The sequence below is a fragment of the Parasutterella excrementihominis YIT 11859 genome, from assembly GCF_000205025.1.
GTDB classification, from domain to species: domain Bacteria; phylum Pseudomonadota; class Gammaproteobacteria; order Burkholderiales; family Burkholderiaceae_F; genus Parasutterella; species Parasutterella excrementihominis.
The window spans coordinates 1-13,208 of sequence record NZ_GL883762.1; the positions used below are offsets into that span (position 1 = coordinate 1).

Consider the following 13,208-nt stretch of genomic DNA (forward strand, 5'->3'; position numbering starts at 1 on the left):
AGGGGTAGGTGAAAGCTTCCCCTACTCGATTATGTGCTTCAAATGAAACCTTGAAATTGAAGGGATTCTTTCTTCAGGGTTTCTAAAACGGCAGCAAAACCATTCTCACCCGAGCAAACCGTTTATCTAATTTACGGGATCAAAGATAAGCGTTAATCCGGTTCACAAAAGCAGTGATTAGCTGTTTTGTTCATCAACGATCTGTTTGAATAAAGTACCCGGAACGAATTTTGGGACGCTGCGGGGCTTCAGCTCAAGCTTCTCTCCCGTATGGGGATTACAGATCACACGAGCTTTCCTCTTTACCTGGCGAAAGGTTCCGAAACCGACTAAGACGACCGGCTCTCCGTTTTTGACAGATGTCATAATAGAGCGAATCATTGTATTCAGCGTGCGGGTAGCCATGTCCTTAGTTATTTCATTTTCTTCCGCAATAATTTCGATCAATTGCTGTTTATTCATATTGTTCTTCCGAAGATGTGGTTATCGGGTGAGGATCAGAGTATTCAATTGAGGATGCGATTCCTCAAGAAACAATGAGGCTCATGGAGATATTAGCAAGATTGAGGAAATAATACTACTGAATTTTAGGTATATGGCATGAATTTCATTTTTTAGTCATAAGTTTCTTTATTGTGATTCTTAATTTTCACTTAATGAAATTTTTCATTAGTACTTATGCCTATATTTGATGAAACCTCTCTTTGAGCGCATGGCAATAACAAAAAACAAATTTTCACCGCACGAAGTTTCCTCTCTGAAAATTAATGAGCCTCTTGGGAATTTCGCTCATTTAACGTGTTGTTCTAAAAACAACCTATTGTTAGTTGCAATGGGGGATTAGATTTCTGGAATTTCGGTCTAAAGAAAAGCCCAAACGAGGTGTTTGGGCTTCTCACTACTTCTTTTTCTAAAGTTCTTGCAGGGAGGTTTTAGAAAAGTTCGGACGAATTAGATAGCGCCGGTACCGAATTTTTCAGCGTGAATCTTTTCTGCCGGAACACCGTTTTTAACGAGTTCAGCAGCAGCAAGCTTCATGAAGGGAACAGGACCGCAAACACAGAAATTCGTGTCTTTGTCTGCCAGGTGCTTGAAGAATTCTTCAGAAGGACGACCGTGGGCAGAAGTTTCAAAAACTTCAAAGGTCACGGTACCTTCCTTAACGAGTAGATCGATCTCATCGGAGAAAGGAACGGCTTCTTTGGACTTGCAGACGTGAACGAAAGAAATCTTGCGAGTCGGGTCTTTCTTCACTGCTTCTTTCAGCATGGCGAACAACGGAGTGATGCCGATGCCGGCGGAAAGGAGGCAGAGGCTGCCGTCGCCTTCGGGAAGATTAAATTCACCGACCGGGAAAGAAACCTCAACGAGATCGCCTTCCTGGATGTCGTTGTGAAGGGTATTGGAAACCATGCCGGCAGGAGATTTTTCTGCGGCTTCAACTTTCTTAACAGCGATTGTGAAGGATGCTGCGTCAGCTTTAACGACTGTGTACTGACGAGGCTGAATCAGTTCCTGGCCTTTTACGAAGACACGAACGGAGATGTACTGACCGGCCTTAACGTCAGGCATCTTGCCGTGGTCAACCGGAACCAGCTTGAAGGAAGTGATATCGTTTGTCTGTTTGGACTTCTCAGCAACCTTGAAGAAACGCCAGCCTGTCCAGCCGCCTTCAACAACAGCGTTTTTGTCATAAATGTTTTTCTCTGCACCGATAAGGATGTCAGCGAGCCGTGTGTAAGCAGCAGTCCAAGCATCAATTAATTCTGGTGTGGCGGCTTCGCCGAGTACATCTTTAATAGAGGCGATGAGGTGCTTACCGACGATTGGATAATGTTCGGCGCGAATGCCGACGGAAACGTGCTTGTTGGCAATGTGAGCAACAGCGCCTAAAAGCGGCTTAAGATTTTCGATGTTTTCTGCATAAGCCAGAACAGAGCCGGCCAAAGCCTGTTGCTGGAAACCGGCGCGCTGATGACCCATATTGAAGACCTGCATCAGTTCCGGATTGTGAGAAAGCATTCTTTTGTAGAAATGAGAGATGAGGGCTACACCGTGTTCGCGAAGGACAGGAACAGTAGTCTTAACGAGTTCGATTTGTTCTTTTGTAAGCATTGAATTCACCTATGTGTAACCAAAAATTCTATGGTGATTCTAGTTGTAAAGCCTCATTCCTTTTAAAAGGAAATGTTCTCATCTGTAAAAAGAGTTCTAGAACACGACTGAACTTGTTATCAAAATGCAAAGTTAGAAATTCTCGCTAAATCTCTATTTCATGCTCCATTTAGCTCTATTTATGTGCAGGGGGAAAATCGGGATGACTGGAACGCAAAGTTCCTTAGAGATATTGGTGCGAGTGGACGGACTCGAACCGTCACGTCAAAGACACTAGAACCTAAATCTAGCGCGTCTACCAATTTCGCCACACTCGCAGGAAGACGAATTGTACCTGAGTTCTCAAAGTAGCGAAAGCAAAGAACTAGGAAGCAACTTATCTTGAATTTTCAACCTCCCTAAAAGTGAGGTTCTTCACTAGGAATTTTTAAAGGCTGGGAGGGAAGTACACAAAAATGACCTCCCTCGGACATCGCAAACGATTGAATCGTTCGGATTAGAGGAAGGGCGAATTGAGATCATCGTACCAAATTCGTAGGACCTCATCAAGACCAATTTTTAGCAGTAGAGATTGAGCGAGGGAGAAAAGGTCGATTTGGATGCAAAAATCCTACCGATATTTTTAGATTTCTCAAGGTTTCTACTTAGAATCGATTGCATCTTAGGTATCAACATAGAGAGGAAAAATGAGAAAAGTTGGTGTTATCGGTTTGGGCCACGTCGGCTCCACCGTTGCCTATACCCTTGTGACAAAAGGAATCGCTGACGAATTGGTGCTAATTGATACAAATGAAGCAAAATGTACTGCCGAGTTTTACGATCTTCTGGATTCTTTAGGCCGCTTGGATACCTACACAAAGCTTTCAATGAATGACTACAAGGCTCTGCAAGATGCCGATGTCGTCATTACTGCTTTCGGAGATATCAAAGCGCTGGCTGACGGCGGAAATCGTTTTCTGGAATACTCTTTTAACTGCCAGCAGGCTAAGCAAGTCGGAACTGCTTTGAAAGAAGCCGGTTTCCACGGCGTGCTGATCAATATTTCGAATCCTTGCGACGTTATTACAGGTTTGCTTCAGCACTACACAGGTTTGAGCCGCCAGCAGGTTTTCGGAACCGGAACCTTCTTGGATACCGCTCGTATGCAGCGAGCTGTCAGCATGTCTTTAGACCAAAACCCGCACAACATTGCCGGTTATGTTTTGGGTGAACACGGAGAATCTCAGTTTGCCGCTTGGTCGACAATTACCGTTCAGGGTGAGCCGATCACTGAAATCGCCAAAGACCAGCATCTTGAATTGTCCGAATTAGATAAGGCAGCAAGAGGAGGCGGCTGGCTTGTCTTTAACGGTAAGAAATACACTTGCTACGCGATTGCCACCTGCGCAGCCAAACTTTTGCAAGCAGTTTTCTCAGATGCCAAGCTTGCCTGTCCTGCCTCGGTTTATTTGGAAGACTACGGCTGTTATGTCGGATATCCGGCAGTCATCGGTAAGAATGGAGTGGAATACGTCCATCGTCTGGAACTGACAGAGGAAGAAAAAAAACTTCTTGATAAATCTGCTCTAATGATCGCGCAGAAGACAAAAGAAGGTCTTCTCTAAAACATGGAAAGGGCCTCCGAACGGAGGCCCGAATTCTGCAATCTAGCCTAGCGCTTAGTACGTCATTTTCGCTTCAAGCTTGCCGGCTTCTTCAATCCATTTGGTGACTTCCTTCTCGGATGGATCACGCTGCGCAAGATTTTTTGCTTTGTTTATTTCGACCATTTTTGCAGTTAAGTTGGCCGGAACTCTGTGTCTTAACTCTTTAACCGTATCAACACCGGCTGCTTCGAGCAATTCGGCATATTGAGGTCCGATACCGCTGATTCTGAATAAGTCAGCATGGTTGGCCCATTTAAGAATGAGCTTTCCGGATATCCCTGTTTTATCCGCAACTTTTTTGCGGGCTGCCGGTGTCAAGCAAGCCTCAAGCAACTCATCCGGAGTTTTAATACCAATTGCAATTAACTTCGGAGCGTATGCTTCCCCAATTCCTTGAATATCAATGATTTTGTATGCCATAAATCCTCCAAAATTCTTCGTCTTCTTAAGGATAACTTTATTCTCGTGCTCTGAGATTAAAAGCAACTCAAACTAAGCCTGATTTTTGCAGGACGTGCTTTTATTGTTTCTTCATTGTTTTTGCTTCACTTAGATTCTTTTTGCCGTTTTCATCCGTTTTTTCCGGAATCTCTTCCGCTGCTTCTGCCGCAGCGGTTGTTACCGTATGAAAAACGGAAACGATGTTGTTAACGTATACAGTGAACATAGGAATGATCAAAAGTCCAAGCACGCCTACGATTACAGAAAGAATTTTGCCCCCGGTTGTGACCGCCTCTATATTGCATCCGATAGTGATTGCTTCCATTACCGCCCACCATAAAGCATCCCAATAAGTTCTTACGTCCGGGTTTACGTTAGTTTCGCAAACATAAAAACCTAGACTTCCGAGGTAAAGTCCGGAAAACAAAATGATGACGTAAGTTAAAAACATCTTTGAAGATGTCTGTACGGCGAACCAACTTACGACAATCGCTAATGCATAGCAGCTCCGTATCAAAGGCATGAAGCTCACAAAATAGCCAATGTCTCTCGGAAGGGTTATGCCGAGCTTAGGAAGGATTGTTCCATACGGAATACATGCAATGAAAAGAAGAAAATAGGTAATGATGTAACGAGTCTTTCTCTTGGAGTAAATGAATTCAAGAGCCAGATCCGCCATGAAAAAGATACATACCCAAAACTGCAGTTTCATTGCAAACTGGCTTTGGTAAAACGGGTTGTTGTAGACAAAAGTGTCGTAGGAAATGCATCCGACTAAGGCTAAGGAGCAAAGTAAAACGATTAAACGAAGAATTCCCTGAATGCCTTGCTCTTTAATTCTTTCCCATGTGCTTTTGCTCAAAACCGACCTCTCATCCTTTTTCTCCGGATCGTTGTGTCATTATTAAACAATCGGGGCGCTCAACAATGTTTAAGCGCCCCGTATCAGGAAATAAATTTCTTTTAAGTCGAGGAGGTGTTATTCCGATTTTTTCTGCGTTTTAAGGAAGTTTTCCAGCCAAAAAGCACCTACGATGGTTTTAACATCGGTGATTTCTCCGCTCAGGCACTGCCTGAGGACTTCGGGGAAAGGCAATGTAATGACATCAAGAACTTCCCCTGCGTCTAAATTTTGTCCAACATATTTCAGATCACTCGCGTAGAACACCGTAATTTCCTCATCGGAATAACCGATGGCGTTATTGAACCGCCCGAGTTTTTTCCAAAATTGAGCTTCGTAGCCGGTCTCTTCAATTAGTTCGCGTTTTGCACAGTTATAAGGTGATTCTCCGGGATTCAGCTTCCCTGCAGGAAACTCAAGAAAGTTCCTGCGTAAAGGATGTCTGTACTGACGTTCAAGGATGACAGATCCGTCTTCCAACATGGGGATGATCATTGAGGCGCCGGGATGATGGAGGTATTCACGCGTCGTGACGACTCCGTCAGGTGTTTTGACCGTATCTCTGTGTAATTGTAGAAAAGAGCCCTTATAGGCAATTCCGCTTTCTAAAAGTTTTTCAGCCAAGGGGTCTTTTCCCGGATCTTTCTGCTGCATGTTAGTGCCTCTTTTTATTGGAAGGTTCTTTTCGGAGCCTGTTGTCGTGTTCCATGTGCTCATTTTAGCCACCAAGAGTTCACTTGTCTTTTAGGATTTGCTCGTTGCTTGGCTTAAAGGTCTAAAATCAAAATATTGGCTAATGATCATATTTATCGTCACGTAAACCCTAAAGATGCGTGACGCTGGGTTGATCTTCAAGATCTTGGGAGAAACGATATGGTTCTGCGCACAACTCAAAAGTTTGTTAATTGGGTGAGCTGCTTGTATTTCTTGGGCGCTCTCGCAATGTTTATTTTCCTTTGGGCTTATATCCCCGTCCTTCACCTTATTTGGACGAACCTTTTGGATTTCGCATTTAACATTATGTATGTCGTTATCGGCGCACTTTTGTGGCCGGGTACATTGTTAGCAATCCTTGTCTGCGGTTTCTAACTTAGTCCAACGACATATCTCAATTCAAAACTCACGAGTCGGCCGCTCGTGAGTTTTATCATATCTAGAGCCGAAGTGTCCCCCTTCAGATGTCTTGCCGGCGACGATATTTCTCTGTTCAAGACCGATCTTTTAGCGAACGCTATTTCATGAACAAAGATGTTTTCGTCTAATATGAAAGATGCAGACAGCTCGTTTTCATCCTCATATGGCCGGCCATCAGATCGTTCTCAAATCTAATTTGGAAGAGACTACTCAGCACGGAAGTGAAGGCTTTCCGGCGGCTCTTTACGAAACGGTCTTTCGCTCAAAAATGCTTCGATACGTGCCGCTTCATTGGCATAAAGAACTTCAGCTGTGCCTCATTCTTACTGGCCGCGTGCGTTTCTCTATTAATCAAAAGGAGGTTGAAGCGGGCGCCGGAGATGTCATCTTCATTAATTCTCAGGTTATTCACAGTGCGACTTCTATATCTAACGACGAAGAAGAGGCTTCCTACTGCTGCATTAACTTTGCGTATGAAATGGTCGGAGGCTTTCACGGAAGTTTGATGGAACGAAATTTCGTTCTGCCTTTCCTCAGAAATGAGCAAAACGATTTTCTCTTGATCTCTGAGAAAAGCGAGGAGGGCCTGCTCGAGGAGATTTCTTCAAAGATGCTTCATATTCGAAAGCTCTTCAAGGAAACCGAGCCGGAAAGATATTTCGATATTTTTGCGGAGCTGGTTCTAATTTGGAAAGAACTTGTGCGATGGCTTCACAAAACAGAAGACCAGCCTTCGACAAGGCGTCCGGAAGATTATGAGACGAGCCGAAAAGTGATCTCTTATATTGAGAAGAACTTAGGTGAAAAACTTACCTTAGATCTCATCGCTAAAGAAGTATGTCTTTCTAAATGGGAGTGTTCACGTCGGTTTAAGCGCATTGCGGGAGAATCGGTTTGGAGCTATCTGATCTCGGCAAGAATGGCAAAGGCCGTTGAGCTTCTTTTGTATAGTCGTAAATCCGTTGAAAGGATTGGATTTGAGGTTGGCTTTCCGAACGTTAATCTCTTTATTCGCCAGTTCAAAAAAGAATTCAGGACAACGCCGGGACAATTCCGAAAGAATCATTGAGCAACAAAGGTATATTTTCAGCGGGTATTGGAATATCCGAGAAGAGCTGTTTTCTTAGACTAGATGTCAAACAAAGACATTTAGTTCTAAGGAGACAAAATGAAACATTCAGTTCCTGCTCAAACCGAAAACGACCTGATCGATTTTTACCGAAACGCAATTCGCACGCGCAGCTATTCCAATCAGGAAGGCGACATCGCTGTGCTCATTCTCAAAGAAATGGAAAAGCTCGGTTACGATGAATGCTATATCGACCGAGTTGGCAACGTTGTAGGCAGAGTCGGCAGCGGTAAAAAAATCATTCACTTCGACTCTCACATGGATACGGTTAACGCTGGCGACCCGGCACTTTGGGACCATCCTCCGTTTTCCGCAGATTATGCTGACGAGTACATTTACGGAAGAGGTTCTGTCGACATGAAGGGTGGGTTAAGTGCTTCCGTTTATGCTGCGGCAGAAGCTAAAAAACAAGGACTTCTGGACGGGAAGACTGTTTATGTAACAACGACCGTTTGCGAAGAGGACTGCGACGGCGTCAATCTGATCAATTTCTACAAAGATTCGGGTATTAAACCCAACTTTGTCTTCATCTGTGAGCCTTCTTACAATGTCATTACGCTCGGACATAACGGCAAGATGCAGGTACGTATTCGTACCCAGGGCATTTCTGCACACGGTTCGGCTCCGGAAAAAGGTGTGAACGCGGTCTACGAGATGGCTGAAATCATTACTCGTGTTGATGAGCTTAATAAGAGGCTTCAAAAGACGGAAGGAAAAGGAACGGTTGTTCTTTCCAAGATCAGCTCCGTTGCCGCTTCTTTAAATGCGGTGCCGAGTGAATGCGAAATTTATTTGGATCGTCGCCTCCGTCTTGGTGAAACCATAGAAGATGTAAAGAAAGAAATGGACGCTCTCGTGGAAGGTAAGCCTGCTAAGTGGGAGCTCGGTGTTCTGAAAGAAACTTCATGGAAAGGAGAAGAGCTCGTCTATCTTCCCGAACACGATCCTTGGAAAATCGCTGAAGACGCTGAATTAACAAAAGCCTGCATCCGAGCCTATGAAGATGTATTCGGAGAAAAGCCAAAGAAATTTGAATTCTGGGACTTTGGCACCAACGCAGTGGTTCCGGTTTCGATGGGGATTCCGACCATCGGATTCGGTCCCGGAGAATATAAATTAGCGCATATGATTAATGAACGCTGCCGTCCTGAGCAAGTTAAGGAAGCGGCAAACTTCTATCTCAATACCATTGCGGAGCTGTGAAATGAAAGATCTCGACCACCTCAAACTGCCTCGTGCCGGTGAAACCTCTAGCCGTTTTACGAAAGAGCAGGCTCTCGCGGCACAAAAGTTTCATCAAACGCTTCCCGGATATTCCGTTACTCGTTTGGTTGAACTCCCTGCCTTAGCCAAAGAACTCGGCGTCAAAGACATTTTTGTTAAAGACGAAGCCTCGCGTTTTGGATTGAATTCATTTAAGGGACTCGGCGGAAGCTATTGTTTGTTCCATCTGCTTTCAGAAAAGTACGGATGGTCAGGTAAAGTTGAAAGCTTCGCACAGCTCAAAGATCAGATCGCGTCGCTGGAAGAAAAACCTAAGATCATCTCCGCGACTGACGGTAATCACGGCCGAGGCTTAGCCTGGATTTGTCATTTGCTCGGACTTAGGTGCGAGATTCTCATGCCGGCCGGCAGCAGTGAGGAGCGTCAGGAAAATATCCGTAAGCTCGGAGCCGATTGCCGGCGCACAGACGGCAACTATGATGAAACCGTCCATGAAGCAGAAAGGTTTGCTTTGGAAAACGATTGGCTGCTCGTTCAGGACACAGCGCTTCCGGGATTTGAGAAAGTAGCTCAGTTCATTATGCATGGTTACCTCACGATGGCCCTGGAGACGGTGGAGCAACTAAAAGGCAAATGTCCGACGCATATCTTTTTGCAAGCGGGCGTTGGCTCCATGGCTGGCGCTATGTGCGGATTCTTTGCCTCTCTTTACGGGCCTGATGTTCCGGTGATTTCCATTGTCGAGCCGAAAACCGCTGACTGCGTCTATCGTACAGCTGAAAAGGACGACGGCAAACTTCACAATGCTCCCGGCAGTCTGGAAACCATCATGGCAGGCCTTTCCTGCGGAGAGCCTTGCAGCGTCGGCTGGAAAGAAATTCGGGCTGCGGCTTCCCATTATTTCCGCATTGAGGAATCCGTTGCTGCAGATGGAGTCCGCGTCCTTTCTTCTCCTTTGGAGAACGATCCTCGAGTGCTTTCAGGAGAGAGCGGAGCGGCTGGTTTCGGTACAGCGTTTGAGCTCTTGTTTCACAAAGCACAATACCAGGAAGAAATTAGCTCTTTAGGTTTGAACAGTGAATCTGTCCTTCTGTTTTTCAATACGGAAGGTGTTACCGACAGAAAGAATTTCCTGAAGATCGTTTGGGAAGGTGCGTTTGCCGAGAAAGTTTAAACGCCAAGTCTTTTAGGAGTATTCTCCGACAACACAATATTGCATAAATAGAAAAAGGTTTTAGTTTTTCAAAAGGCTCCGTTTGTGAGTCTTTTCCTTTCCTAAGGTAATTAGAAAGACATGAGCGATTCGTCGTTTAGCAAGGGCATCGGGTTAGCCATCGCCGCATCCGTGTTTTGGGGCTCGATGGGCGTTTGTGCACAGTATCTTCTCCAGCAGTGTTCATTTACGCCGCTGGATTTGGTATCCATGCGTTTGGTATTGGCTGGTCTGATCCTGCTGATTATGGAACGGTTGGTATTCGGCAGAAATATTATTTCGCCGCTGAAAGACATCCGTACTACGGTCGGGATTTTAGTTGCCGGTCTTTTGATTCTTGTTTCTCAGCTCACGTTCATGCTTGCGGTCGCCGCATCTAATGCGGGAACGGCCGCCATTGTGCTTACGCTTGTGCCGCTGATTTGCGCCTTCTGGCTCTCTATCACCGAGAAGCGTCCTTTGACAATGCGTGAAGGGATCTGTTTTGTCCTTGCGGCTTCCGGGGTTTTCTTGATCGTGACCAAAGGAAACTTCAGTACGCTGGACTTGTCTTTTGCGGGCGTGCTTTGGGGTTTTGTATCGGCAATATTTTCTGCCGCTTACTCCATTCAGCCGAGAAAACTCATTATGAAAGTCGGCGTTGGCCCCGTTGTCGGCTTCGGAATGCTCTTCGGCGGTCTTGTTGCCTCTGTGATGAATCCGCCTTGGACGATGAACGTTCAATGGACTGCTATGTCTGTTTCGGCTTTCACTTATGTTGTTCTTGTTGGAACGGTTGCCGCTTTCTGGTGCTACTTGTCCAGTCTTAAGTATGTTTCTGCTGTTATCGTCGGTTTGATGGTTTGTTTTGAACCGTTAAGCGCCTATTTGCTTTCCGTCTTTGCCTTTGATCTGAGAATCGGTATGTGGGAGGGCGCCGGCATTTGCCTTGTGCTGCTGAATGTCCTTGTTTTGTCTCTTCCGAAGAAAAGCTCCGAAGCGATAAAACCATAGAAACAAAAATCCCGGTGCAAAGCCGGGATTCTTGTTAAGGGTCTTTAATCGAGATGCGGACCGAATTTTTCTAATCGCTTACATTCTTCATTGGTAGCAGAGAATTTTTTGAAGTTCTCTATAAATTTTGCTGCCAATGCTTCTGCGCGCCTGTCCCATTCACTCGGATCCTTATAGGTGTTGCGAGGATTCAAAATCTCCGCATGCGCACCTTCAGCGTTAATAGGAATCTCCAAGTCGAAATAAGGAATCTTCTTTGTCGCGCCTTTGAGGATGCTTCCTGAGAGGATGTCATCGATGATGGCTCGCGTGTCTTTAATCGAAATACGTTTTCCCGTTCCGTTCCATCCGGTATTGACTAAATAGACACGGGCACCGTTAGTGCGGGCTTTCCTTGCCAGTTCTTTGGCATATTTAAAAGGATGCAGAGAGAGGAAGGCAGCCCCAAAACAGGCAGAGAAGGTCGGTTGAGGCTCCGTAATGCCGCGTTCTGTTCCGGCCAACTTGCTGGTGTAACCGGAGAGGAAATAATACATTGCCTGATCAGGAGAGAGTATAGAAACTGGAGGCAAGACTCCGTAGGCATCAGCAGAAAGGAAAATAATTTCCTTGGCGGCCGGTCCTTTGGAGATCGGTTTAACGATGTTTTCGATGTGATAGATCGGATAGGAAACACGAGTGTTTTCAGTAGCTGACGTGTCACTGAAATCTACTTTTCCAGCTTCATTTACGATGATGTTTTCCAGAAGGGCGTCTTTTCGAATGGCGTTGTAAATATCCGGTTCGCTGTCTTTATCCAAATTGATGACTTTGGCATAACAGCCGCCTTCGTAATTGAAAACGCCTTCATCATCCCAGCCGTGTTCGTCGTCGCCGATTAAGAGACGTTTAGGATCGGTTGAGAGCGTTGTTTTGCCGGTACCGGAAAGACCGAAGAAGATGGCAGTGTTTTTGCCTTCTAAGTCGGTATTGGCCGAGCAGTGCATCGAAGCGATATGACGAAGAGGGTTGAGATAGTTCATGACCGAGAACATGCCTTTCTTCATTTCTCCGCCGTACCAGGTATTCAAAATGACCTGCATCTTTTCTTTGAGGTTAAAGACGATGGCAGTTTCGCTGTGCAGTCCGAGTTCTTTGAAGTTTTCAACTTTAGCTTTGCTGGCGGTTAAAACGATAAAATCGGGTTCTCCGAAGTCTTTGAGTTCTTCAGGGGTCGGACGAATAAACATATTCGTCACAAAGTGTGCCTGCCAAGCCACTTCCATAACGAAACGAACTTTCAGGCGCGTATTCTTATTGGCGCCGCAGAAAGCGTCAACGACGTAAAGACGGTCTTTATGAGAGAGTTCGTCAATGGCTTTGTCTTTTAGGATCTTCCAAGAGGCTTCTGAGAGCGGCTTGTTGTCGTTCTTATATTCCTCGCTGGTCCACCAGACGGTGTCTTTGCTGACATCGTCAACAACGAAAAACTTATCTTTGGGAGAGCGGCCGGTGTAGATGCCGGTCATGACGTTTATTGCACCGAGTTCGGTGACAACACCTTTTTCGTAGCCGACCAGTCCTTCTGCGGTTTCATCTTTGTGGAGTTGTTCATAGGAAGGGTTATGAACAACCTCTTTGACGTCAGTTATGCCGTACTTTGCTAAATCTAATGTCATGGTTGTAATTCCGCATGGAAAACGGCGCCGAAAGCATGCGTACATTCATCAGCGACGAATCCCACGAATAAAAGTTAGCGTTTTCAATTAAGTGAAAACGAATGGTGTAAATCTCCTCAATTCTACCGCCCAATCGCGAAATTTGTAAGAAAGTATTAATACGGTATTAATCCGAATTATAGGACCGTGAAGAAAAAGAATTTTTGCTTAGTTCCTTTAGCCGGAATTTGATTCTTTATTTTTTACTCTCTAATAAAATAACCCGACATCATTTAGGTTAGGAAAGAAAGATGGACAAGAAGTACGCAGCGCAAGAGGCCATTACGCATTCCATGATGGGAAGTCTCGGTTTAAAGCTCATAGAAGAAAAGGAGGGTTTTATTCGCGCTAGTATGCCTGTCAATGACAATACTTCTCAGCCCTTCGGAGTTCTGTGCGGAGGCGCTTCATTGGCGTTTGCGGAGATTATTGCCGGATATGGCTCTTATTTGTGCTGTCCGGAAGGATTCATTCCAGTCGGAAGCTCGGTTTCTGGAAACCATGTTAGTTCAGTGCGCAAGGCGCCGGATGTTTTGGTTTACGCGGAAGCCACGGCTTTACATCTCGGCCGCACGACGCATCTATGGAATGTTGATATAAAAACCGAAAACGGAAGGCTCGTCTCCACTGTCCGGGTGACGAATTTCATCGTTAAAGACAAGTCGGAAAGCTGGAAATAGGAAAAGAAAAAAAGGAGGAAGACCTAGGCCTTCCT

Annotated in this window: 13 protein-coding genes and 1 tRNA gene; 7 read left to right on the forward strand and 7 right to left on the reverse strand. The window is 45.3% G+C overall.

Translation table 11 applies throughout. From position 1 onward, the window contains the following. Positions 1-177: 177 nt before the first annotated feature. The 3 genes from HMPREF9439_RS12050 to HMPREF9439_RS12060 form a co-directional block, all read right to left on the reverse strand. Positions 178-462: an HU family DNA-binding protein gene (locus HMPREF9439_RS12050; RefSeq protein ID WP_008811377.1), complete on the reverse strand. Its 285-nt coding sequence runs from the start codon at positions 460-462 to the stop codon at positions 178-180. A gap of 489 nt (positions 463-951) precedes the next feature. Then, positions 952-2,115 (reverse strand): NO-inducible flavohemoprotein, encoded by a 1,164-nt coding sequence (hmpA, locus tag HMPREF9439_RS12055; protein ID WP_008865060.1) that lies wholly within the window; start codon positions 2,113-2,115, stop codon positions 952-954. Positions 2,116-2,348: 233 nt separating this feature from the next. After that, positions 2,349-2,432 (reverse strand) — tRNA-Leu (locus HMPREF9439_RS12060). A 369-nt stretch (positions 2,433-2,801) separates the two neighbouring features. Here HMPREF9439_RS12060 and HMPREF9439_RS12065 point away from each other — a divergent pair. Next, entirely contained in the window at positions 2,802-3,719 is a 918-nt protein-coding gene (locus HMPREF9439_RS12065) for an L-lactate dehydrogenase (RefSeq protein WP_008811375.1), read from the forward strand. Positions 3,720-3,773: 54 nt separating this feature from the next. Here the strand turns inward: HMPREF9439_RS12065 and HMPREF9439_RS12070 are convergent, their stop codons facing one another. The 3 genes from HMPREF9439_RS12070 to HMPREF9439_RS12080 all read right to left on the reverse strand — a co-directional run bounded on the left by HMPREF9439_RS12070 (position 3,774) and on the right by HMPREF9439_RS12080 (position 5,820). Further along, positions 3,774-4,181: a DUF4332 domain-containing protein gene (locus HMPREF9439_RS12070; RefSeq protein WP_008811374.1), complete on the reverse strand. Its 408-nt coding sequence runs from the start codon at positions 4,179-4,181 to the stop codon at positions 3,774-3,776. A 100-nt stretch (positions 4,182-4,281) separates the two neighbouring features. After that, positions 4,282-5,064: an ion channel gene (locus HMPREF9439_RS12075; RefSeq protein WP_008811373.1), complete on the reverse strand. Its 783-nt coding sequence runs from the start codon at positions 5,062-5,064 to the stop codon at positions 4,282-4,284. Between the two features lie 117 nt (positions 5,065-5,181). Beyond that, positions 5,182-5,820: an NUDIX domain-containing protein gene (locus HMPREF9439_RS12080; protein ID WP_008865063.1), complete on the reverse strand. Its 639-nt coding sequence runs from the start codon at positions 5,818-5,820 to the stop codon at positions 5,182-5,184. A 156-nt stretch (positions 5,821-5,976) separates the two neighbouring features. On the opposite strand from HMPREF9439_RS12080, the gene HMPREF9439_RS12085 reads away from it, so the two are divergent. The 5 genes from HMPREF9439_RS12085 (at position 5,977) to HMPREF9439_RS12105 (ending at position 10,796) form a co-directional block, all read left to right on the forward strand. Then, entirely contained in the window at positions 5,977-6,192 is a 216-nt protein-coding gene (locus HMPREF9439_RS12085; protein ID WP_008811371.1) for a hypothetical protein, read from the forward strand. 181 nt (positions 6,193-6,373) lie between these two features. Beyond that, the gene (locus HMPREF9439_RS12090; RefSeq protein WP_244862446.1) at positions 6,374-7,306 is read left to right on the forward strand and encodes an AraC family transcriptional regulator; all 933 of its coding nucleotides are present in this window, start codon (positions 6,374-6,376) and stop codon (positions 7,304-7,306) included. A gap of 99 nt (positions 7,307-7,405) precedes the next feature. After that, a complete protein-coding gene (locus HMPREF9439_RS12095; protein WP_008811369.1) occupies positions 7,406-8,569 on the forward strand; it encodes a YgeY family selenium metabolism-linked hydrolase in 1,164 nt (387 codons plus the stop codon). A 1-nt stretch (position 8,570) separates the two neighbouring features. Beyond that, a complete protein-coding gene (locus HMPREF9439_RS12100) occupies positions 8,571-9,764 on the forward strand; it encodes a diaminopropionate ammonia-lyase (RefSeq protein WP_008865064.1) in 1,194 nt (397 codons plus the stop codon). 120 nt (positions 9,765-9,884) lie between these two features. Next, positions 9,885-10,796, forward strand: a complete 912-nt coding sequence (locus HMPREF9439_RS12105) for a DMT family transporter (RefSeq protein WP_008811367.1) — start codon at positions 9,885-9,887, stop codon at positions 10,794-10,796. Between the two features lie 44 nt (positions 10,797-10,840). Here the strand turns inward: HMPREF9439_RS12105 and pckA are convergent, their stop codons facing one another. Then, complete coding sequence (gene pckA, locus HMPREF9439_RS12110) at positions 10,841-12,454, reverse strand: phosphoenolpyruvate carboxykinase (ATP) (protein WP_008811366.1); 1,614 nt, start codon at positions 12,452-12,454, stop codon at positions 10,841-10,843. Positions 12,455-12,744: 290 nt separating this feature from the next. Between pckA and HMPREF9439_RS12115 the strand changes: the two genes are divergently transcribed. Further along, positions 12,745-13,173 carry a PaaI family thioesterase gene (locus tag HMPREF9439_RS12115; protein ID WP_008811365.1) on the forward strand — a complete coding sequence of 143 codons (429 nt, stop codon included), beginning with the start codon at positions 12,745-12,747 and terminating at the stop codon, positions 13,171-13,173. Positions 13,174-13,208 lie beyond the last annotated feature (35 nt).

Coding starts and splice junctions, on each gene's coding strand:
- HMPREF9439_RS12050 (WP_008811377.1), bottom strand. CDS start 462: ATGAATAAACAGCAATTGATCGAAATTATTGCGGAAGAAAATGAAATA.
- hmpA (WP_008865060.1), bottom strand. CDS start 2,115: ATGCTTACAAAAGAACAAATCGAACTCGTTAAGACTACTGTTCCTGTC.
- HMPREF9439_RS12065 (WP_008811375.1), top strand. CDS start 2,802: ATGAGAAAAGTTGGTGTTATCGGTTTGGGCCACGTCGGCTCCACCGTT.
- HMPREF9439_RS12070 (WP_008811374.1), bottom strand. CDS start 4,181: ATGGCATACAAAATCATTGATATTCAAGGAATTGGGGAAGCATACGCT.
- HMPREF9439_RS12080 (WP_008865063.1), bottom strand. CDS start 5,820: ATGAGCACATGGAACACGACAACAGGCTCCGAAAAGAACCTTCCAATA.
- HMPREF9439_RS12085 (WP_008811371.1), top strand. CDS start 5,977: ATGGTTCTGCGCACAACTCAAAAGTTTGTTAATTGGGTGAGCTGCTTG.
- HMPREF9439_RS12090 (WP_244862446.1), top strand. CDS start 6,374: ATGCAGACAGCTCGTTTTCATCCTCATATGGCCGGCCATCAGATCGTT.
- HMPREF9439_RS12095 (WP_008811369.1), top strand. CDS start 7,406: ATGAAACATTCAGTTCCTGCTCAAACCGAAAACGACCTGATCGATTTT.
- HMPREF9439_RS12100 (WP_008865064.1), top strand. CDS start 8,571: ATGAAAGATCTCGACCACCTCAAACTGCCTCGTGCCGGTGAAACCTCT.
- HMPREF9439_RS12105 (WP_008811367.1), top strand. CDS start 9,885: ATGAGCGATTCGTCGTTTAGCAAGGGCATCGGGTTAGCCATCGCCGCA.
- pckA (WP_008811366.1), bottom strand. CDS start 12,454: ATGACATTAGATTTAGCAAAGTACGGCATAACTGACGTCAAAGAGGTT.
- HMPREF9439_RS12115 (WP_008811365.1), top strand. CDS start 12,745: ATGGACAAGAAGTACGCAGCGCAAGAGGCCATTACGCATTCCATGATG.